This window comes from Streptomyces sp. ISL-98, from assembly GCF_018614055.1.
Classification (GTDB): Bacteria; Actinomycetota; Actinomycetes; order Streptomycetales; family Streptomycetaceae; genus Streptomyces; species Streptomyces spiramyceticus.
This window is the reverse complement of record NZ_JAGGPB010000026.1, coordinates 67,727-88,282: the sequence shown is the minus strand read 5'-3', so window position 1 is coordinate 88,282 and position 20,556 is coordinate 67,727. Positions and strand designations below refer to the sequence as shown.

17 protein-coding genes are annotated in these 20,556 nt (G+C 70.5%); 4 read left to right on the top strand and 13 right to left on the bottom strand.

Features of this window, described 5'->3' with window-relative positions; all coding sequences use genetic code 11:
* Nucleotides 1-58 precede the first annotated feature (58 nt).
* On the top strand, nucleotides 59-1,243 hold the full coding sequence (locus J7I98_RS18880; protein WP_214921914.1) for a zinc-dependent alcohol dehydrogenase: 1,185 nt from the start codon (nucleotides 59-61) through the stop codon (nucleotides 1,241-1,243).
* A gap of 4 nt (nucleotides 1,244-1,247) precedes the next feature.
* Here J7I98_RS18880 and ligD read toward each other — a convergent pair whose 3' ends face one another.
* The gene (gene ligD / locus J7I98_RS18875) at nucleotides 1,248-2,264 is read right to left on the bottom strand and encodes a non-homologous end-joining DNA ligase (RefSeq protein WP_214921913.1); all 1,017 of its coding nucleotides are present in this window, start codon (nucleotides 2,262-2,264) and stop codon (nucleotides 1,248-1,250) included.
* A 98-nt stretch (nucleotides 2,265-2,362) separates the two neighbouring features.
* On the opposite strand from ligD, the gene J7I98_RS18870 reads away from it, so the two are divergent.
* Complete coding sequence (locus J7I98_RS18870; RefSeq protein WP_214921912.1) at nucleotides 2,363-3,439, top strand: ATP-dependent DNA ligase; 1,077 nt, start codon at nucleotides 2,363-2,365, stop codon at nucleotides 3,437-3,439.
* On the opposite strand, the gene J7I98_RS18865 is transcribed toward J7I98_RS18870, so the two are convergent.
* The 6 genes from J7I98_RS18865 to J7I98_RS18840 form a co-directional block, all read right to left on the bottom strand.
* Nucleotides 3,426-4,829: an NAD(P)/FAD-dependent oxidoreductase gene (locus J7I98_RS18865; protein ID WP_214921911.1), complete on the bottom strand. Its 1,404-nt coding sequence runs from the start codon at nucleotides 4,827-4,829 to the stop codon at nucleotides 3,426-3,428. The genes J7I98_RS18870 and J7I98_RS18865 overlap by 14 nt on opposite strands.
* 83 nt (nucleotides 4,830-4,912) lie before the next feature.
* The gene (locus tag J7I98_RS18860; protein ID WP_214921910.1) at nucleotides 4,913-6,025 is read right to left on the bottom strand and encodes an HTTM domain-containing protein; all 1,113 of its coding nucleotides are present in this window, start codon (nucleotides 6,023-6,025) and stop codon (nucleotides 4,913-4,915) included.
* Nucleotides 6,022-6,642: a DUF5819 family protein gene (locus J7I98_RS18855; protein WP_214921909.1), complete on the bottom strand. Its 621-nt coding sequence runs from the start codon at nucleotides 6,640-6,642 to the stop codon at nucleotides 6,022-6,024. The genes J7I98_RS18860 and J7I98_RS18855 overlap by 4 nt, the downstream gene beginning before the upstream one ends.
* A gap of 57 nt (nucleotides 6,643-6,699) precedes the next feature.
* Nucleotides 6,700-7,782: a PucR family transcriptional regulator gene (locus J7I98_RS18850; protein ID WP_374225148.1), complete on the bottom strand. Its 1,083-nt coding sequence runs from the start codon at nucleotides 7,780-7,782 to the stop codon at nucleotides 6,700-6,702.
* 66 nt (nucleotides 7,783-7,848) lie between these two features.
* Complete coding sequence (locus tag J7I98_RS18845; protein ID WP_214921907.1) at nucleotides 7,849-9,828, bottom strand: NAD-binding protein; 1,980 nt, start codon at nucleotides 9,826-9,828, stop codon at nucleotides 7,849-7,851.
* Nucleotides 9,829-10,004: 176 nt separating this feature from the next.
* Nucleotides 10,005-10,442 carry a YchJ family protein gene (locus tag J7I98_RS18840; RefSeq protein ID WP_214921906.1) on the bottom strand — a complete coding sequence of 146 codons (438 nt, stop codon included), beginning with the start codon at nucleotides 10,440-10,442 and terminating at the stop codon, nucleotides 10,005-10,007.
* A gap of 155 nt (nucleotides 10,443-10,597) precedes the next feature.
* On the opposite strand from J7I98_RS18840, the gene J7I98_RS18835 reads away from it, so the two are divergent.
* Complete coding sequence (locus tag J7I98_RS18835) at nucleotides 10,598-12,370, top strand: FAD-dependent oxidoreductase (protein WP_214921905.1); 1,773 nt, start codon at nucleotides 10,598-10,600, stop codon at nucleotides 12,368-12,370.
* 7 nt (nucleotides 12,371-12,377) lie between these two features.
* Here the strand turns inward: J7I98_RS18835 and J7I98_RS18830 are convergent, their stop codons facing one another.
* The 5 genes from J7I98_RS18830 to J7I98_RS18810 form a co-directional block, all read right to left on the bottom strand.
* Nucleotides 12,378-15,683, bottom strand: coding sequence for an NACHT domain-containing NTPase (locus tag J7I98_RS18830; RefSeq protein WP_214921904.1), 3,306 nt, complete (start codon nucleotides 15,681-15,683; stop codon nucleotides 12,378-12,380).
* Between the two features lie 25 nt (nucleotides 15,684-15,708).
* Nucleotides 15,709-16,473 carry an amino acid ABC transporter ATP-binding protein gene (locus J7I98_RS18825; protein ID WP_214921903.1) on the bottom strand — a complete coding sequence of 255 codons (765 nt, stop codon included), beginning with the start codon at nucleotides 16,471-16,473 and terminating at the stop codon, nucleotides 15,709-15,711.
* The gene (locus tag J7I98_RS18820; RefSeq protein ID WP_214921902.1) at nucleotides 16,470-17,351 is read right to left on the bottom strand and encodes an amino acid ABC transporter permease; all 882 of its coding nucleotides are present in this window, start codon (nucleotides 17,349-17,351) and stop codon (nucleotides 16,470-16,472) included. The genes J7I98_RS18825 and J7I98_RS18820 overlap by 4 nt, the downstream gene beginning before the upstream one ends.
* Nucleotides 17,348-18,241: an ABC transporter substrate-binding protein gene (locus J7I98_RS18815; RefSeq protein ID WP_251020861.1), complete on the bottom strand. Its 894-nt coding sequence runs from the start codon at nucleotides 18,239-18,241 to the stop codon at nucleotides 17,348-17,350. Before J7I98_RS18815 ends, J7I98_RS18820 begins: the two co-directional genes overlap by 4 nt.
* Nucleotides 18,242-18,338: 97 nt before the next feature.
* Nucleotides 18,339-19,388, bottom strand: a complete 1,050-nt coding sequence (locus J7I98_RS18810; RefSeq protein ID WP_214921900.1) for a GlxA family transcriptional regulator — start codon at nucleotides 19,386-19,388, stop codon at nucleotides 18,339-18,341.
* A 52-nt stretch (nucleotides 19,389-19,440) separates the two neighbouring features.
* Between J7I98_RS18810 and J7I98_RS18805 the strand changes: the two genes are divergently transcribed.
* Nucleotides 19,441-19,863, top strand: a complete 423-nt coding sequence (locus tag J7I98_RS18805; RefSeq protein WP_214921899.1) for a cupin domain-containing protein — start codon at nucleotides 19,441-19,443, stop codon at nucleotides 19,861-19,863.
* Between the two features lie 18 nt (nucleotides 19,864-19,881).
* Here J7I98_RS18805 and J7I98_RS18800 read toward each other — a convergent pair whose 3' ends face one another.
* Nucleotides 19,882-20,526, bottom strand: a complete 645-nt coding sequence (locus tag J7I98_RS18800; protein WP_214921898.1) for a LysE family translocator — start codon at nucleotides 20,524-20,526, stop codon at nucleotides 19,882-19,884.
* Between the last annotated feature and the right edge of the window lie 30 nt (nucleotides 20,527-20,556).

Here is a 20,556-nt window from a genome sequence, read left to right as displayed (position 1 = left end):
GGGACAGAGACCGCGGGACGAGACCACGCTTCAGAGACCACGTGAAGAGGTGAGAACGGTGCGCGCACTGACCTGGCACGGCAAGCGGGACGTACGGGTGGAGACGGTGCCCGACCCGCAGCTCAAAGAGCCGACCGATGTGATCGTCCGGATCACGTCGACCGGCATCTGCGGTTCCGACCTGCACCTGTACGAGGTGCTCGGCCCCTATCTGGACCCGGGGGACATCCTCGGACACGAGCCCATGGGCATCGTCGAGGAAGTGGGCGCCGGTGTCTCCACGCTCGCGCCGGGCGACCGGGTCGTGATCCCCTTCAATGTCTCCTGCGGCGACTGCTTCATGTGCGACCAGGGGCTCCACTCGCAGTGCGAGACCACCCAGGTGCGGGAGCGCGGCACGGGTGCGTCGCTGTTCGGATACACCAAGCTGTACGGCCAAGTCCCGGGCGGGCAGGCAGAGTTCCTGCGGGTGCCGTTCGGTGACAACCTGCCGGTCAAGGTGCCCGAGGGGCCGCCCGACGAACGGTACGTCTATCTCTCCGATGTGCTGCCCACCGCCTGGCAGGCCGTCGAGTACGCGGCGATTCCGCCCGGCGGCAGCGTCACCGTCCTCGGCCTGGGGCCGATCGGCGAGATGGCCGCCCGTGTCGCCCTGCACCGGGGCGCCGGCCTGGTGATCGGCGTCGACCTGGTGCCGGAGCGGCTGGCCCGCGCGAGCGCCCACGGCGTCAAGACGCTCGACCTGCGCAATTACGGGAAGGAGCTCCCCGACGCCATCCGCGACCGGACCAACGGCCGGGGCACCGACTCCGTGATCGACGCCGTCGGCATGGAGGCCCACGGCGCCCCCGTCGCCAAGGCCGCGCAGTGGATCACCGGCCTGCTGCCCGACGCCGTCGCCAAGCCGCTGATGGAACACGCGGGAGTGGACCGGCTGCACGCCCTGTACACCGCGATCGACGTCGTACGCCGGGGCGGCACGATCTCCCTTGCCGGTGTGTACGGCGGCGCGGCGGACCCGATGCCGATGCTGACCCTCTTCGACAAGCAGATCCAGCTGCGGATGGGCCAGGCCAACGTCAAGCGGTGGGTCGACGACATCCTGCCGCTCCTCGACGACACGGATCCGCTGGGAGTGGAGGGTTTCGCCACGCACACCATGCCGCTGGCGGACGGGCCGAGGGCGTACGAGATGTTCCAGGCCAAGGAGGACGGCATGATCAAGACGCTGCTCAAGCCTTAGCGGCTCATTCTTCCTTCTTGTGCTTCGCCCGGCTCGGCTGGACGCGCTTCGGCTCGCCCGGCATCTTCGGGTAGTCCGGCGGGTACGGCAGCTCGCCGAGGCCGTGGTCGCGTTCGTCGCGGGCGGCGAGTTCCAGGAGGCCCTCCAGGCCGAAGGCGTGGTCGTCCATGTCGGCGTGGATGTCGCCCAGTTCGGCGAAGCGCGTCGGCATGGTGACCAGGTCGAAGTCCTGGGGCACGGCCTCGTCGAGTTCGTCCCAGGTCAGCGGCGCCGAGACGGGTGCGTGGGGGTACGGCCGCACGGAGTAGGCGGAGGCGATCGTACGGTCGCGGGCTGTCTGGTTGTAGTCCACGAAGATCCGCTCGCCGCGCTCCTCCTTCCACCAGGCGGTGGTCACCCGGCCCGGCATCCGCCGTTCCAGTTCGCGGCCGACGGCGATCGCGGCGCGGCGTACCTGGGGGAACGTCCAGCGGGGTTCGATCGGGACGAAGACGTGGAGGCCGCGTCCGCCGGAGGTCTTGGGCCAGCCGCGCAGGCCCTGCTCGTCGAGGAGCGTATGGAGTTCGTGGGCGACTCTGACGGCGTCCGCGAAGTCCGTGCCGGGCTGGGGGTCGAGGTCGATGCGCAGTTCGTCGGGGTGTTCGGTGCGTTCGCGGCGTACCGGCCAGGGGTGGAAGGTGAGGCATCCCAGGTTCGCCGCCCAGATGACGGCGGCCGGTTCGGTGGGGCAGATCTCGTGCGCCTCGCGGCCGCTGGGGAAGGCGATGCGGGCGGTGGGGATCCAGTCGGGCAGGTTCTTGGGGGCGCGCTTCTGGTAGAAGAACTCGCCCTCGATGCCTTCGATGAAGCGCTGGAGCGTGGTCGGGCGATCGCGCAGGGCGCGGGTGATTCCGTCGCCGACGGCAAGGAAGTACTGGGCCACGTCCCACTTGGTGTAGCCGCGCTCCGGGAAGTAGATCTTGTCGGGGCTGGACAGCCGTACGGTCCGCCCGCCGGCTGTCAGCTCCACCGCATCACCCATGTCCGCCACGCTAAGCCGGACGGCCATATGACGCATACCGAGGGCAGAAGGGGGATGCATGCCGAGCATTTCAGGGCAAATGCCCGCAGAATCGGTGTATGGACCTGCCGGTGATGCCGCCCGTGAAACCGATGCTGGCCAAGTCGGTGGCCGAGATCCCGCCCGGCCCCGGCATGCACTACGAGGCCAAGTGGGACGGCTTCCGGGCGATCGTCTTTCGCGACGGCGACGAGGTGGAGATCGGCAGCAGGTCGGGCAAGCCGCTGACCCGCTACTTTCCCGAGCTCGTCGATTCGCTGCTCGCGGCGCTGCCCGACCGCTGTGTCATGGACGGCGAGATCGTGATCGCCTACGAGGGCAGGCTCGACTTCGACCGTCTCAGCGAGCGCATCCACCCGGCGGATTCCCGCGTGAGGCTGCTCGCCGAGCGCACTCCGGCCAGCTTCATCGCGTTCGACCTGCTGGCTCTAGGCAACGACTCGCTGGTCGACGCCCCGTTCAAGGACCGCCGCGCCACCCTGACCGGCGCACTCGACGGAGCGCCCGCCCCGGTTCATCTGGTGCCCGCGACCACCGACATCGAGGTGGCCCGCGAGTGGTTTCAGCAGTACGAGGGCGCCGGTCTCGACGGTGTGGTGGCCAAGCCGCAGGCCATGCCGTACCGCCAGGACACCCGCCTGATGTACAAGATCAAGCACGAGCGAACCGCGGACTGCGTCGTCGCCGGATACCGGTTCCACAAGAGCGGCCCCGTCGTCGGCTCGCTGCTCCTCGGCCTGTACGACGACGCGGGCACACTCCAGCACGTAGGGGTGTCCGCGGCGTTCCCGATGCGCCGTCGCGAGGAGCTGGTGGCCGAACTGGGACCGCTGCGCATGGAGTCGCCCGAGGCCGAGGGCCACCCGTGGGCCACCTGGTCGGACGAGTCCGCCCATGAGCAGAGCCGGATGCCCGGCGCCCCGAGCCGCTGGTCGGGCAAGAAGGACCTGTCGTGGGTGCCGTTGCGGCCGGAGGCCGTGTGCGAGGTGGCGTACGACCACATGGAGGGCGACCGTTTCCGGCACACCGCCCGGTTCCGCCGGTGGCGGGAGGACCGTACGCCCGAGAGCTGTACGTACGCCCAGTTGGAGGAGCCGGTCAGCTACGACCTCGCGGACGTCCTCAGGTCGCGGTGATCTTCTCCCACTCCTTTCGGTCGGGGCCCACCGCGTTCGGCACGTAGTCCGGATGCGCGGCGAGCCACGACTCGACCCGTTCCCTGACCTCCGGGGCTCCGTACGCCTCGGTCGGCGTCGCCGCCAGGTGCCGGACCCTGGCGCGCGCCCGCATCACCTCCGGGTCCACCAGCGCGCACTCGAACAAGGCCGCCATCTCGCGGGCCGGCCCGGCACGGAACTCCCGGTTGGCGAAGCGCTCGCCGATCGCACTGTCGGTGACGACCTGGAAGTCGAACCAGGGCTTGAGGGTCCGCATCGCCCAGTCGTGGTGGTCGGCGGCGAAGTCCGGCGAGCCGGGGTCCCGGCCCCGCTCCCCGTCCACTTCGCGCGCGAGCCTGTGCGCCGCCCACAGCGCGAGCGATGCGCCCTGCGCCATGGTCGGGTTGGTGTGGGTGATGGAGTCGCCGATGCCGACGATGCCCGCGGCGACCGGGCCCTGTTCGTCGACGAGTGCGCTCCACCGGTTGTCGAGCCCGGCCGTTGCCAGGACCGGGCAGAGCGGCTCGGCCCCCAGCTCCAGCCAGGCCGCCCCGGGCGGGAACGTACGGGCCGCCGCCTCGAAGACGGCCGGGTCGCGCAGCGAGCCGCGCGACGGGTCCTCGGTGTGGACGAAGAGGGTGACGGCGAACAGCCCGTTGTCGGCGGGGAAGACGGCGCAGCCCGCGAAGGTCCCGCCGGTCACGGTCCAGGGCCTGGTGGGGCCGTCGAGCCGCCCGTCGGGCAGGCGGTACCAGCGGCAGAAGTACGCGATGCCGGTACGGTGCCGCTCCACCACCGGGGGCCGGCAGCCCGCCCCGGTCAGCCAGTCCCCCGTACCACAGCGGCGGCCGCCCGCGTCGATCACCAACTCGGCTTCGTACGCCCCGAGTTGCGTACGTACGCCGCGCACGCGCGGGGGGCTCGCGGACGGGTCGACGAGCAGCCCGGTGACCGGTTCGCCGTACCGCACATGGGCTCGCGGCTCGGCCCGGAGTGCGTCGGTGAGCGCGGTTTCGAGGACGATGCGGCGGGCCTGGAGCACGACCAGGTTCTCGTCGCCGGGGCGGTGCGGGGGGCGCTCGTCGAACCAGTCCAGTTCGTGCCGTTCGCGGGCGCCGAGCCGCAGGGCGCTTTCGTACACATCGGGAGCCTCGGCCAGGAGTACGGCGCGGGCGGCGCCGAGCAGGTGGTGGGGCTGGGCGGCCTGCGGTACGCCGGGGCGCCGCCAGTCGAAGAAGTCCTGGTCGAGGTCGTGGCCCGGCGCGCGGCTGTCCCGTTCGAAGACGGTCACCCGGTGGCCGCGCCGGGCGGTGAGGAGCGCCGCCGCGAGGCCGCCGATGCCGCCGCCGATCACCGCGAAGTCCGCCATGCCGCCCCCTCTGACCGGTAGCTGTCATTGCAGTCTGCCCAGCGCAGCACCGCTCGACCCGACGTGGAATTCCACACCACCGCCTACGCCGAGGAGCTGACCTCGACCTCGGCCTCGGCCTCCGCTTCCGCTTCCGCTTCACGGGGTGGCCGGACTGTCTCTTCGGGCTTCTCCTCCCGCGCCCGCAGCGTCCGGACCAGGCGCGTCGCGGCCAGCCAGAACGTGGTCGGCAGAAAGACCAGGTCGCCGACGATGGTGATGGCGGAGAACATCGGCAGCGCCATCAGAATGCCGATCCCGATATGCGTGGCCAGCATGACGACAAGGATGCAGTACTTGAGGCGCCGGTTGAATACGAGCGCAGGGAAAAGCATCTGGGAGAATACGGTGACGTACGCCATGACGGCCGCGAACGTCCCGTAACTCGCCACCCAGGCCGAGAGTTCAGGCCAGGTGGAGAAGTCGTCGTACATCATCGAGTAATAGAGGGCCGTGCCATTGCGCCAGGACTCGCCCTGGATTTTGTACATGGCCGCGGAACCGTAGATGACCACCACCTGGAGGGCGATCATCGCCATGCCGCCGTTGTGCAGAACGGTGACCATGCGCCGGCGGAGTTCCTCCGTCTCCGCGCCCCAGAACACGAATTTCGAGGTTCCCTTGCTGCGGGCCCGGCGGCGCGCGTCCAGTGACCAGTGGCGGCCCGAGGCGACGAAAACAAGGAAATTGGCGAACAGCAGACTCAGCAGTGCCCAGCCGCTGTTGGCCATGGATCCACGGATGTAGAAGGCCACCACGAGGAAGCAGAAGGCGGGGGCCGTCGCGCGGGTGTGCCAGCCGAGCATCAGCAGCGCGCTCACCACGACGGCCAGCGCGTACCAGGACCAGAAGACGAGCGAGCTGTCCGTGGCGAGGAGGGAGTACCACCAGGAGAACGCGCCGTCCCAGCCCCGGGCCTTCATCGTCTGGTCGAAGAGCTCCGGGGTGAACGGGGATCCCGGCCCCCAGAGCCGGTCGGCGCGTACCGATTCGCGGAGCAGGTGGATCAGGTAGAGCCCGGCGAGGCCGATACGGATCGCGGCCGCGCTGTAGAGGGCGAGCGGCTGGAGGGTCAGATTCCTGGCCCTCCCGGCGACTTGGCGGCCGAGGCCTCCCGCGGATTCCCGTCCGAGGGCGAGGGCTGCACGTACGGTCATGAGCGGACCTTCCAGTATCCGAGAGTCCGATACTGCGGGCGCATGACGGAACCCTGGTATCCGGGCGGCGGTATCCGGGTGCTTTTCAGACGGAGTTGGACGGCCTGACCCGGCTTCTCCCCCATGTCGTCGAGCCTGACCAGAATGACGTTGAGCAGATAGCGCGCCGAGCGGCCGGTGGCCTCGGTCGCATTCCCGCGTGCCGCGTTCGTCCGGTACTGGGAAATGGCCCGGCGCAGCACGAGCTGGTCTTCGATGCTGGGGAGCACTTCGCCCCGGTACGCCGCGTTGTCGTGTGCGGTGAGGTCGATCCACCGGCCGAATGTGCCGTCGACGTTGGCGCGCACTTCAAGATGCTGATTGAACTTCGAAGGCTCCGGGGCGAAAATGCTCCAGTCCTGCGGGAAAAGCGGCCGCATCCACCCATTGACCTGTTTTGTATAGGTCTTGGAGAGCGGGAAGTCCGTGGCGACGTAGAGCAGCAGCATGCTGGAGTGAATCAGTGCGATCAGCGCAACAAAAGCCGTGAAGATCCGGACGAGCCTGCGCCGCGCGGCTCCAAGAGGCATGCCTGTGGGAGCGAGTGGGTCGGGCGGCGGTATGGCGGACTCGGCCACGGCGGTTTCTCCTCATGGTGCCCTTGAATCACAACGGGGCCCAGGGTATCCGGCGGCTCAGATGTCCTTGGCGGGCCAGTCGAGCAGCCGCGCGCCGATCACGGCGGTCTGGAGCGTGTAGCGGTGCAGCGGGTCCGCCGGGTCGGATCCGGTGAGCTGCTGAATGCGCTCCAGCCGGTACGTCAGCGCCCGCACGCTCAGGCTGAGCCGCCGGGCCGCCTCGGCCGCCACGCAGCCGGAGTCGAAGTACACGCTGAGCGTCTCCAGCAGTGGCCCGGCGCCGCCGCGGGCCTTCCGGAGGGGGCCGAGCGCGCTCACCACGAGGTCGGCCATGGCCTGCCGGTCACGGGTGAGGACCGGGAAGACCAGCAGGTCGGCGGCGCGCAGGACGGGTTCGTCGATCGCCATGCGGTCGGCCAGTTCGAGGGCGCTGAGCGCTTCTTCGTACGAGTGGACCACGCCGCCCGCGCCCGGGTGCGCGCGGCCGATGGCGACGCGGCCGCCGTTCGTGGCGTCGTGCGCCCGCTTCGCGAAGTGGCCGAGCACGTCGGCCTGGTCGCCGGGGACGATGCAGATCAGCCGGCCGTCCTTGGTGGCGAGCAGGATGCGCCGGTCGCCGAAGCGGCCTATGAGTTCGGCGTCCACCCGGCGGGTGACCGCGTCGGTGTCCTCGTACGCTTCGGCGCCCTCGGCGACCGCGACGGCGTGGGCCTGCGAGAGCCGCAGGCCGAAGCGCTCGGCGCGCGCGGAGAGTCGGCCCAGGTCGCTTCGCCCGTGGAGGAGGTCGTCGATGAACTCGCGCCTGGCCGCCTCCTCCTGGCGTACGGCCAGATACTGGGCCCTCTCGTACCCCTCGGCGAAGGCGTCGACGGCCTGCTCCACGGCGGCGAGGACCCTGTCGTGAGAGGCGGTGGCATGCGGCCAGGCGGCGCGGGTGGCCGCCAGGTGCCGGCCGACGAGGGCGCGCAGGCCGTGGCCGGCTTCGGCGGCGCGTTCCCCGAGGGCGCGGCGCGAGTCCAGTTCGCTGCGGGTCAGACGGCGGCCGGTGGCGGAGACGTCCGCCAGGATCCGGGCATAGCCGTCCAGGTACTCCTCGGAATGCTCCTCGGACACCTCTTGGGACACCGCTCGTTCCGTCACACGTTCCAGCATAAGGATTGCCGGAAACCGGAAAGGAACCGGCCGTTGAGGCACTGATGCGAGGGGTCAGACCGTCCGCCCGTCGGCCCCGACGTGCGGAACCGGCCGCCTGCCGAGGAGTTCGGCGAGGCCCCGGCGGGTGGCGGCGAGCACGACGCGGTCCTCCGGGCGCAGTACGTAGCCGGGGTCAAGGTCCCAGATCAGGCGCGGCGGTCGCCGTGTGCCGTTGCCTTTGCCTTCGCCGTCGTCCACGGGTGCGGCGCTCAGATCGCTGCGGCGGTCGGCCGGGGTGGCGCTGTCCAGGGCCAGCAGGCGCCACGCGCCGGAGCTGAAGGCGTCGGCGACCTTGCGCCCTTCGAGCAGCGGCTGGCCCGCCACGTCGATCGCGGCGAAGAGCAGCACCGTGCGCTCGACCGGTATGGCGCCCAGGATCTGACGCCCCATCATGGCCCCGGCGAAGGCGGGCGCGGCGAGGTGGGACACGCTGCGGCTGCGGGTCAGGGCGCGGGGGTGGGCGGCGCGCAGGGTGCGGTAGACGGCGGTGGCGAAGTCGTCGTCGTACAGGCGCAGGGCCACGCGCAGGTCGGGCTTGACGGAGCGGCCGTACAGGGCGGCTTCGAGGTTGGTCGTGTCGGCGCTGGTGAGGGCGAGCATGGCGTGCGCGCGGTGGATCTTGGCGGCCTCCAGGACGCCCTCCTGCGTCACGTCGCCGATCACGGTCGGTACGCGCAGGCGGCGGGCGAGCGGAATCCCGCGGGCCTCGGGGTCCTCCTCCACGCACACGACGGGGATGTCGAGTTCACGCAGCCGGGCCAGCACGCGGGTGCCGACCTTGCCGAGCCCGAGCAGCACGACATGACCGGAGAGCCCGCGCGGCGGGCGGCGCAGCCCGGAGGCGCTGCGGAGGGTGCCGAGTACCTGGAGTACGGCCGCGAAAAGCACGGGGAGGAGCAGCATCCCGGCGAGTCCGGCGAGGAGTTGGAGGATCTGGCGGTCGAGCTCTTCGCCCACCGCGGGGTCGTTGATCGCGAAGAGGTCGAGCAGCGTGACGTAGGCGGCGTGCAGCGGGTGGTCGCCGGTGGTGAGCCAGGAGGCGACCGCGAGGCCGAGGACGGCGGACGCGAGTCCGGCGATGGCCCACAGGAGGCGGCGGGAGAAGAGTTCCGCGAGCGGCACGCCGCGGCCCGCAAGCCTGCCGGGCGGTGGTGTCGTACCCGTGTAGGAGAGGGCTTCGAGCACGATGGTGCCCCGGCCCGTCGCGGCGGCGACAGTGCGGTCGTCGGGCAGCAGGCGCGGGGCTTCCTCGCCGCTGCGGTCCGAACCCTCGGCCCCGGCGGGGTTGGTGGTGGTGGAGGAGAGCAGCGCGAGCGTGCAGAGCCCGGGGTCGGCGACTTCGCCGCGTGCGGGCGGGTTGCGTTCGACGGCGCGCAGGAGCAGGCCGTCGGCCTGGACGACCTTGCTGGTGCCCGCGACGGCGGTGGCGGCCAGGGCGGGCGCCGCGGTGTCGGCGTCCGAGAGGACGGTGGTTGCGGCGTCCAGGTCGGCGGCGTTCAGGCCTGGTGTGGCGACGGCCGAGGCCTGGTCGAGGAGTTCTTCGAGATGCTGGCCGAGCTTGCGGTTGTAGAGGCGGATCACCAGCCGCAGATGGGGGTTGAGCCGGCGGGCGGTCAGCGCGGCGCGGATGTTGATCTCGTCGTCGTCGTGGACGAGGGCGAGCGCGGCGGCCTGCTCGACGCCGGCCTCGGCGAGGGCGACGTCGTCGAGCTCCGACGCCTCCACGACGCGCACGAGGTCCGCCGGGCCGTCGTCGATGTGCGGGTCGGCGGGGGTGGTGGCGTTGGCCGTGGCGGCGGCGTTGCGGTTCATGACGGCGGACACCCGCCCTAACAGGGCGGACGCCCGGCCGGGCCCTCGGCCAGCGAGGGGCTCCGGAGGGCGGCGCGAGTCGCGGGCGGGCGGCACGACGAGGGTCACCTGCTCCCCGTACACCTCGCGCAGTTCGGCGGCCAGGCGGTGAGCGAGCGCGTCGTCGCCACTTACGATCATGTGGTGCTGGCGGGGGGCGTGTTGACCCTGATGAGGAAGTGACGTCACGCCCCTAGGGTGCCTTGGGCGCTCCGCGGGCGGGGGTGGGGGTGCGGGTTGCGGTGCCTGCGGCGCTGTTCCCCTACGGGCACCGCGTCAGCCGGTACCGCCATGCGCCGAGGGCCGAGAGGTCATGATCAGCGCGCAAAGGCCGCATCCAGGTAGACCCAGGCGCCCTCGTGCCGTACGAAGCGGCTCTGCTCGTGGAGTTCCCCGGGCTCACCCTGGTGGGTGTAGTGGGCACGGAAGGTGACGGTGCCTGTGGTGTGGAAGGCGGTGCCGTCGGTGGTAACGAGGATGTCCAGGCCCTGCCACTGCATGTCCGTATCGAAGTCGACGGCCGGCGGCCGGGTGTCGGGATGCCAGGTGCGGAGCAGGTACGCCGCGTCCTGGGCGACGAAAGCGCTGTAGCGGGAGCGCATGAGGAGCTCGGCGGTGGGCGCGGCGGAGGCGCCGGAGTGGAAGCGTCCGCAGCACTGGCCGTAGGTGGCGGGGAGGCCGCAGGGGCAGGGGGCTGCGGCGGCGAGGGACGGGCGCTGCGGGTGGCGCGCGGGGCGCGAGGTGCGTCGGGACATGTCCTTATTGTGCCTGCGGCCACTGCGGCCCTTTCGCGCCAATGTACGGGTGGGTCCGCACGCGCCTTCCGGGTCCGAGGTGGCGTCCGTATGCTCCAGCGCCTGACGCGCACGTTACCGCCGGTAAGTCGGCGATTCCGTAAGGGGGATGGGGCATGGGCAGTTCCAGACGTACGTTCGTGGCCGGGGCGGTGGCGGCCGGCGGAGCGGTGGCCATCGGCGGGGCACCCGTGCCCGCGCTCGCGGCCACTCGTCGGCGTACCGCAGGCCGGTCGGTCGCCGTCCTCGGCGGCGGGGTCGCGGGCCTCACCGCAGCGCACGAACTCGCCGAGCGGGGCTTCGCGGTCACGCTGTACGAGCGGCGCGCGCTCGGCGGCAAGGCCCGCAGCATGGACGTACCGAACAGCGCGAAGGGCGGCCGAAAACCGCTCCCCGCCGAGCACGGCTTCCGTTTCATCCCCGGCATCTACCACAACCTGCCGGACACGATGCGCCGCATCCCCTTCCCCGGCAACCCCAACGGTGTCCACGACAACCTCGTCGCGCCGAGGGAAATGATGATGGCGCGCACGGGCCGCGAAGACATCCGGATACCGATCCCCTGGCCCGGCCACCAGCCGGCCGACCTCACCCTCGACGACATCCGCCGCGCGCTGACCGCCATCCTCGAAACTGCCGCCGGTCTGCCGGCGTACGAGACCGCGTACTTCGTGAACCGTGTCCTCATCTTCCTCACCAGCTGCGACGAGCGGCGCGACACCACATGGGAGCGCACGCCCTGGTGGGAGTTCGTGCGCGCCGAGCGGATGTCCAAGGACTACCAGCGCCTCCTCGCCATCGGCGTCACCCGCAACATCGTCGCGACGAAGGCGGAGGAGGCCAGCACCCGCACGGTCGGCACACTCGGCGAAGCCTTCGTCCTGAACGCCCTCGGCCGCGGGGCGGACGGGCCGCCGGACCGGCTGCTCAATGCCCCGACCAATGAGGCGTGGATCGACCCGTGGGTGGACCACCTGCGGGACCTCGGCGTCGACTTCCGGGTCGGCTGGACCGTACGGGAGATGAAGTACGACCCGGCCACGGGGAAGATCTCGGCGGCGATGATCGAGGACCCCGGAGGCGTACGGCAGACCGTGATCGCCGACCACTACGTCTCGGCCCTGCCGGTGGAACACGCACGGCGGACCTGGAGCGCCGAAATGCGTGCTGCGGACCCGCAGTTGGCGCGCTGCGACAAGCTGCGGACGGACTGGATGACGGGCATCCAGTTCTATCTGACGGAGCGGACGCCGATTCTGCACGGCCACCTGAACTGCGTCGACTCCCCCTGGTCACTGACCGCGATCGCCCAGGCCCAGCACTGGCCGGACCGCGACTTCCCCGCCGACTACGGCGACGGGACTGCGGCGGACTGCCTGTCCGTGGACATCTCGGAATGGGACAAGCCCGGGATCCTGTACGGGAAGACAGCCAAGCAGTGCACCCGCGAGGAGGTCGCGCGCGAGGTGTGGGCCCAGCTCAAGGCGGCGCTCAACGACACGGGCAAGACGGTGCTGCGCGACAGCACGCTGCACTCGTGGTTCCTCGACCCGGGCGTCGACGGCATAGGCACGCCGAACCCGACGAACGAGGACGAGCTGCTGATCCACCCCGTGGGTACGCTCCACAACCGCCCGTCGGCGGCGACGAAGATCCCCAACTTCTTCCTGTCGGGCGACTATGTGTCCGTCGACATCGACCTGGCCACGATGGAGGGCGCCAACGCGTCGGCCCGCGCGGCGGTCAACGCACTGCTCGACCGGACCGGTTCGACGGCGCCGCGGTGCACGGTGACGCCGCTGTTCCGGCCGCCGGAGATCGAGTTCCTGAAGCGTCACGACCGGGCGCGGTACCGGTTGGGGCTGCGGAATGCGCTTGATGTGGGGTGACGGGTGGTCAGGGCAGTTCGTACGCTGCGGCGAGCCTGCGGACGCGGTCCAGGAGCTCCGGCGGGATGCTTCGCAAAGTGTCGGGGTTCGCCCGGTTCAAGAACTCGGCGGTCGCCATCCCCAGGGCCAGTCGGGCCGTTCCGGAGCCGTGACTGGTGGACCAGAGGGTCAGTATCCGGACCGGGTCTACCTCCACGAGATTGTCCAAGGCAGTCCACCAGTCCTGCCAGAGTGGTGACGAGTCCTCGTAGGGCCCGCACGCTGTCAGTCCCGACATGGCCGCGCGCGCCATCAGCTCTACCGCCTGTGGACTGAGAGCCCCATCCCCTGCACGCAGAACACGGGACACCACAGAATCCGGAAGCCGGGCCGCATCATCGGCCAGTTGCCCGAAGACGAGCAGAACCGCTCGGTGCCGGGTCTCGTCGTCGAGACCGGACCACGGTTCGAGGAAGGCGCAGCAGTGTTCGTACAGGGCGGCCAAGTCGGCGTCCGAGGCTCCGAGGCGGGCGGCCAGCCACAGGTTCGTGAGGCTGTGGGCGACCGAGGTGGCGGTGCCTTCCGGCGTACCGACGAAGGTGGTGACGGCGGGCCCCAGCCAGTTGAAGACCGGATCGACCGCGTGCAGGACGACGGCATCATTGGTGCCACCGGACACTGCCAGCTTGTGCCGGATCTGCTCCGGGTAGGGCCGGGACCAACTGACCCTTGTGGTGCGGTCCTCGTGGCCCGGCGGGCGTCCATAGAGCCAATACGCGTCCACCGGCTGCGGAAGGTCGAGCAGGTCCGCCGCCGGTCGGATGTCGAGTTCCCTCCGGTCGCCGTTCCAGGTCTGGCGGATGCTCAGCGCCATCGCGTAATCCGTCCACTCCGGTTCGGTCAACGCCGAACGCCACAGCAGCACGTACCGATGCCAGGTCCCGGGCGCATTGGCGTCCCCGGGGAACACTTCGCTCGCCTTGACTCCGTCCCTGACCAGGACCGTCAGCATCATGAGGTTCGCGCCGTACAGGCCGTGGCGCGAGGACGTCGCGCGGACCGTCGGCCGGTATTCGGCGAAGCGGTGCTCCGTGCGGTTGCGGTGGTCGGCCATCACCGTGACAAGGAGCTCACCGAGCCGCTCCCGGTCCTCCGGCGCGATGCGGCCGATGCGGGCGCCGACGAAGCGGAGCATCTGGCGGGAGGAGAGCGGCGCGTAGGACAGCAGGACGTACAGCAGGTCGTCGTCGACGCCCGCCCGGCCGAGGGAGAGCGCCGGGCGCTGGTCGAGCAGCCCGTGGAGGAGCTGTACGGCGAGACGGGCGGCGAGGTACTCGCCGAAGGTGGCGTGCAGGAATTCATAGGTCGCCAGCCGCTGGTCGTCGCGGAGTGCCTGGGCCCGCTGGACGAAGAAGAAACGGCCAAGCGCGATCTCGGCCTGGTCGAGCGGCGCGCGGAAACCCGCCTGAGGTGACTCCGGGCGGCCGAGAAGCGCGGTCAGGTCCTGCTCCAGCTCGGCGGTGGTGATCCACTGCCGGTGCCGGTTGAGCATGCCGAACGAGATCAGGGAGAGCCGCTGGAGCTCCTGTTCGACCCGGTGAGCCAGCTGGTGTTTTGTCAGTGCCGTAGCGGACTTGCCCACCTCACGCACGGCGAAGGACGCCAGCAACTCCTCGTACAGCTCGGCCTCTCCCAGCGGCTCGTCCTCCGCGCCGCATTGCAGGGCGTTGCCTGTGGCGTCGTACAGGGCGAGCATCAGCAGGAGCAGCGGCTGGGACGCGAGGGCCTGGTGCCGGGCCGCGACGGCGGCGGGCAGGGGGCGCAGACCGTTCGCGGTGAGGTACGGCTCGTTGAGGCGGTTCCACAGGTCGAGCCAGCGCTCGACCTGCTGCTCCCTGAAGGGTTCGAGCCGCAGCGCCACCGCGCCTTCCGGGTAGCGCGCACGGTCGGCGACGGCGGTGCGACTGGTGACGACAGCCAGCACCGGCCTCCCCTGGTCCGCCTCGCGCTGCTGGAAGCGCGCCACCCGCACCAGGTAGTCGGACTGGCTGACGCCGGTGGCCTGGAGCAGCTCGTCGAAGCCGTCGAAGAGCAGGACAGGTACGGCTCCTTCGGCCGCCCGGATCAGATCCGGCCACGACGCCCGCTCGCCGGTCGCGGCCCGAACGGAATGCTCGATCTGGTCCTGTACCTCGTCGTCGGCGGGAACTTCGCGCAGGACGATCCGTACGGGCAGGAAGCCTGCCTCGGGCAGCCGGGCCGCGAGGATCTTGGTCAGTACGGACTTCCCGGCCCCGGGCTGGCCGAGGACGACGAGGGGTGCGGTGGTGGATGCGATGGAGGTGAGGGCGCCCGCAAGGTACTCGGTGAGGTCGGACCGTACCGGCGCCGTCTCCCACCACTCTTCTTCCGCGGGCCCGTGGGGGCCTTCGGTCACGGCTCGTACGCGGAAGTCGGGGTCGACGTAGCCCTCGCCGAGGGTGGGCAGGCAGACGCCGGTCGGCGCGTCGCCCTCGGCCAGGATGGGACGGGGCAGGGCTGCGCGGTAGCCGGTGGCGAGGGAGGCGGCGGCGTAGGTGAACGGGCGCACGGGGGTCAGGCCGGCAAGGGCCGACTCGACTCCGGTCAGCGCCTGCCTCAGGTCGGCACGGGTGGCTTGGTGTTCGATCTGGCCGGACCAGAAGCCGAACTCCGGGACTTCCAGTGCCAATTGGACGTACAGATTCTGATACCGCTCGACTGCCGTCAGATGCAGTGGGCCCAGCATGTCCCCGGCCGCGCGCCGCTGTGTCTCATCCAGGCGGTCCCATACGGCGAGCCCTGTGGTGAAGCGATGCAGCCGTTCGGCGAGGGTCATGTACCAGAATCGAAGCTCGGTGAGGACCTGCTCGTACGGCTGATGCGGGGCGGGCTGCGGAGTGCCGGTGGCAACCAGCGCCTGGACAAAGCTGTGCGCCGCATCCGACCCTCCGGCCAAGCCGATCTGCTCGCGTCGCGTAAGCCGCAACTCGGCTAGCTCAAAGGGTAGTTCCGCCTCGCCCAGAGCCTCGAAAAACGCCGTGATCACGATCACCGCATGCGCCGCAGCGATCCGTTCCGTACGCTCCGCCCGCTCCGAAGACCCCAGCCGCTCCCGCAGCCCCGCCGTCAGGTCACGCCCGAGCCGCAGCAACCTCCCCTGCGCGTCGAAGACGTTGAGCACCGCATCGCTCGCCCCGCCCGTAGCCATCGACAGCGCCCCGCCCAGCGCCTGGTCGGCTGCCGCCAGTGCCGCGCTGTCGCCGCCGAGAATTGCTACCGCGTCGCTGTAACTGAGAAGTCGTCGCCCCCGCACCGTTCCGGTTTATCACCAGAAGCGGTCAGAGACGTCCGGCTTCCACAATCCGCCGCAGAAAGCGCTGCGTGCGCTCCTCCTGCGGATCGCCGAAGATCTCCCCTGCTGTTCCGCGTTCCAGCACCACTCCCCCGTCCAGGAAGCACACCTGGTCGGCGACTTCGCGCGCGAAGCCCATCTCGTGGGTGGCGATGACCATCGTCATGCCGTCGCCCTTGAGGTCGCGTACGACATTCAGCACCTCGCCCACCAGTTCCGGGTCGAGCGCCGCCGTGATCTCGTCGAGCAGCAGCAGGCGCGGGCGTACCGCTAGGGCGCGGGCGATCGCGACGCGCTGCTGCTGGCCGCCGCTGAGCCGGTCCGGGTAGGCGCTCGCCTTGTCGCCGAGGCCCAGCCGGTCGAGGAGTTCGCGTGCCTGTGTCTCCGCCTCGGTCCGAGACGTGGCGTGTACGCGTCTCGGCGCGAGGGTGATGTTGTCGAGCACCGTCATGTGCGGGAAGAGGTTGTACGCCTGGAATACGACGCCGATCCGGCGGCGTACGGCGTCCGCGTCGGCCCGTGGGTCGGTGATGTCCTCCCCGTCGAGGAAGATCGCGCCGTCGTCGATCTCCTCCAGGAGGTTCGCGCAGCGCAGGAGCGTCGACTTGCCGGAGCCCGATGCGCCGATGAGGGCAGTCACAGTGTGCGGGGCGACGTCGAGGTTCACGTCGCGCAGGACGACCGTGTCCCGGCCAAAGGTCTTGCGTACGTTCTCCAACCGCAGGACGGGCGGCGTACTGGCGGGCGTCATGTCGTGCCTCCCTGGGCTCGCTGCCGGTCCATCCGGGCCGTGACCCAGTCCGTGAAGCGCGTCATCGGGATGGTCAGCGCGACGAAGACGAGGCCGGCGACGACGTACGGCGTGTAGTTGAAGTCCTTGCTGGCGATGATCTGCGCCGCGTACACCGCATCGACCGCGCCCGCGATCGACACGAGGCCGGTGTCCTTCTGGAGCGAGACCAGGTCGTTGAGGAGCGGCGGCACCACGCGGCGTACGGCCTGCGGAAGCACGACGAAGCGCAGCGCCTGGCCGCTGGAGAGGCCGAGCGAGCGGGCCGCCGCGCGCTGCGAGGGATGGACGGATTCGATTCCGGCCCTGAAGACCTCGGCGACGTACGCCGAATAGGTCAGCGTCAGTGCGGCCCCGCCGAGCAGCACCGGGTCGGTGGTGACGCCGGTCAGGCGCAGGGCCGGGACGCCGAAGACGACCAGCAACAGGCAGATGATCAGCGGCAGTCCGCGGAAGAAGTCGGTGTACGCCGCCGCCAGCGCGCGCAGCGGGAAGAAGACCGGGCCGCGCAGGGTGCGGGCGACGGCGAGCAGCAGGCCGAGGACCAGGACGGCCGCGCCGCAGACCACGAGCAGCCGGAGGTTGAGCCAGAGGCCGTCGATGACCTTGGGCAGGGCCTCGCGGGCGTACTCGGCGCTGAAGAAGGTCTCGCGGGTGCGCGGCCAGCCCGGGGAGTTGGTGACGACGAGGAAGAGAACGGCGGCCGTGACGAGAGTGCTGAGGGCGGCGATCGCGGTGGCGCGGCGGGTACGGGCGCGCTTGTGGCGCTCGCGCTCGATGCGCCGCGCGGACGGGACGTACTCGTCCTCCGCCTCCGTCACGGCCTTCTCGATGGTCACTTGAGCACCGGGGCGTCCGCCGCATCGGACAGCCAGCGCTTCTCCAGCGCCGCGAGTGTGCCGTCCGCGCGCAGGGCGTCGACGGCGCCGGTCACGCAGGACGTGAGCCTGCTGTCCTTGTCGAGTACGAGGCCGAACTGTTCGGCGGCGCCACCGGTGTTCTCCAGCTGGCCGACGATCTTTGCCTCGGGGACCTCGGCCGAGGTGATGTAGAAGGCCGTGGGAAGGTCGAGGACGATCGCTTCGACCTGGCCGTTCTTCAGGGCGGTCTTGGCGAAGTCGTTCTTCTGGAAGACGGCGGCCTGCTGCTTCGGCCTGATGACGTCGTTGACGACATCGAGGCTGGTGGAGCCGACCTGGGCGCCCAGCTTGACGTCCTTCAGGCCTGCGAGGCCTGTGACCTTCGCCGCCTTGGAGGACTTGAGGGCGATGACGGCCTGCCGGACGTCGTAGTAGCCGGAGGAGAAGGCAACCGCCTTCTTGCGCCGTTCGCTGATGGAGATCTGGTTGAGGTCGAAGTCGAACTTCTTCTCGCCGGGCGCGAAGGCCGTGTTGAACGGCACGGTCTGCCAGACCACTTGGTTCTTGCCGTAGCCGAGCTTCTTCGCGACGGCGTGTGCGACGGCCGACTCGAAGCCCTTGCCGTTGGCCGGGTCGTCGTCCTGGAACCACGGTGCGTACGCGGGCTTGTCGGTCCCGATGGTCAGCTTGCCGGGGACTTCGGTGGCCAGTTTGCCGGGCGCGCAGCTCGCTTTGGCGTCGGGTGCGGCGTCCGAAGTCTCGGGTTGCGGGGCGCAGCCCGCGGCGGCAACGGCGGCGACGGCCGTGACGGCGAGTGCGAGGGCGGCGGCCTTGGTGGGGCGGCGGCGGGGCAGGCTGGCAGGGCGCATGGCGGGAGAGTTGCAGTACGCGAGGGCGTTTGTCCAGGTCACATGGGGAATCGTCCGCATCCTGGAATGTATTGCAAGACGGTGAATTCTGGCCGGTTCAGGCAGGGGAGGCACTGGGTTCGTCGACTTCGCTGGCTTCGCTGGGTTCGTCGACTTCGCCGGGTTCGCTGGGGGCACTCGGGCCGAACCGCTCGCGGTACGCGCTCGGGGTGAGGCCCGTACGGCGGCGGAGCTGGGCGCGGAGGTTCGCGGCCGTACCGAGGCCGCTCGCGCGCGCCACCGATTCGATGGCCGGCTCACCACGCTCCATCAGGCGGCAGGCCAGTACGACGCGCTCCGCGGTGAGCCAGGCCAGCGGTGTGGTGCCCAGCTGTGCGCGGAAGCGGCGGTGCAGCGTGGCCGGGCTGACCGCGGCCTGCGCGGCCATGCCGGTCACGGTCAGCGGGGTACCGAGCCGTTCTCTGGCCCAGTCGAGCAACGGGCCGAGGGAGGTGTCGCGGGCGGCGGGCAGCGGTTGCTCGATGAACTGGCGCTGGCCGCCGTCGCGGTGGACGGCGAAGACCAGGCGGCGGCTCACGGCTGCGGCGGCCTCCGCGCCGTGGTCGCGGCGGACCAGGTGCAGCCCGAGGTCGAGGGCGGCCGCACTGCCCGCCGCGGTGAGGATCTCGCCGTCGTCCACGAACAGCACGTCCGGTTCGAGCCGCACAGCGGGGAAACGCGCCCGGAAGGAGTCCGACCACCGCCAGTGCGCGGTGGCCCGGCGCCCGTCGAGCACGCCCGCCTCGGCAAGCGTGAAGGCGCCGCTGCAGAAGCCCACCAGCCGCGCACCTCGTGCGTGCGCCCGCCGTACGGCGTCCAGCACCGCCGGGCGGCGCGGCACGTGGGCGTCCGGCCGGTTGGGCACGATCAGCGTGTCCGCGGTGTCGGCCGCCTCCAGCCCGGCGACTCCCGAGAGCGTGAAGAGCCCGTCTCTCATCAGCGTGCGGGGCTCCGGGGCGCACAGCGTGAAGTCGTAGAGCTCACGGCCGAGTTCGGATGTGCGCCGCAGCCCGAACACTTCGGTGGCGCAGCTGAGCTCGAAGGGGTTCGAGTTCTCGTCGACGATGACGACGACCCGGTGGAGCGCGTGCGAGGATCCTTGCGTCATGTGCGATTCCTATCACTCACGGCGGCCCCGGACCAGGGACGACGATGAGGACATGACGACGTACGAACTGAGCAGGCAGAACGAACCGACCTCACTCGCCCACGCCCTGGATTCCTTCGACGCACTGTGGAGCCCACACATCGTGACCCGCGTCAACGACTACGACGTACGCGTCGCCAAGGTCGCGGGCGAGCACGTATGGCACGTCCACGAGGACACCGACGAGTTCTTCCAGGTTCTCGGCGGCGAACTGACCATCGCCCTGCGGGCGGACGGACGGGAGGACGGCGCCGAGCGGTCCGTCGTCCTCCCCACCGGTTCGGTGTACGTCGTCCCGCGCGGCACATGGCACAAGCCGTCCTCGACGGACGGCGCCTCGCTGCTGCTGTTCGAGCCGTCGGGCACCTCCACCGTGGGCGACCGCCACGATCCCGTACCGGCGCACGTGGACGCCACGACGGGGCACGCGCTCTGACAGCTCAGTCGTGACAGCTCAGTCGGCTGTCGCGAGGCGCAGTCCGAATCCGGCGACGACCGTTCCGGTGATGCGGTCCAGCAGACGCCGCGCCCGCGGCTTCCGGAGCCAGCCGCGCAGCGCGCGGGCGAAGGCGATGAGCAGGGCCGACCACACCAGCCCCAGCAGGATGTGTACGCCCGTCAGCAGCAGGCCCGTGGTGAAGTGCGGGGCGCCCGCCGGGATGAACTGGGGCAGGACGGCGACGTAGAAGACGCCGACCTTGGGGTTGAGGAGGTTGGTGAGCGTTCCCTGGCGCCAGCCTCCGGCCACCGTGTCCGTGCCGGTCGTCAGCGCGTCGGCTTCGCCCTCGGCCACGTCGGAGCGGTCGCCGCGCCATGTGTCGACGATCATGCGCGCGCCCATCCACACCAGGTAGGCGGCGCCGGCCCAGCGCAGGATTTCGTAAGCGAGCTGGGAAGCGGTGAGCACGGCGGTCACGCCGAGGGAGGTGAGTGCGCCCCAGAGCAGTGTGCCGGTCTGGATGCCGAGGACCACGCCCCACGCCTGCTTGGCGCGGCCGAGTGCGGAGGTCCGCAGGACGAGTGCGGTGTCGAGGCCGGGGGTGAGCGTGAGGAGCCCTACGACCAGGGCGAAGGACCACAACGCGGTGCTTATTGCCATGGAGGCAACGTATCCGAAGGCCCTCGCCTG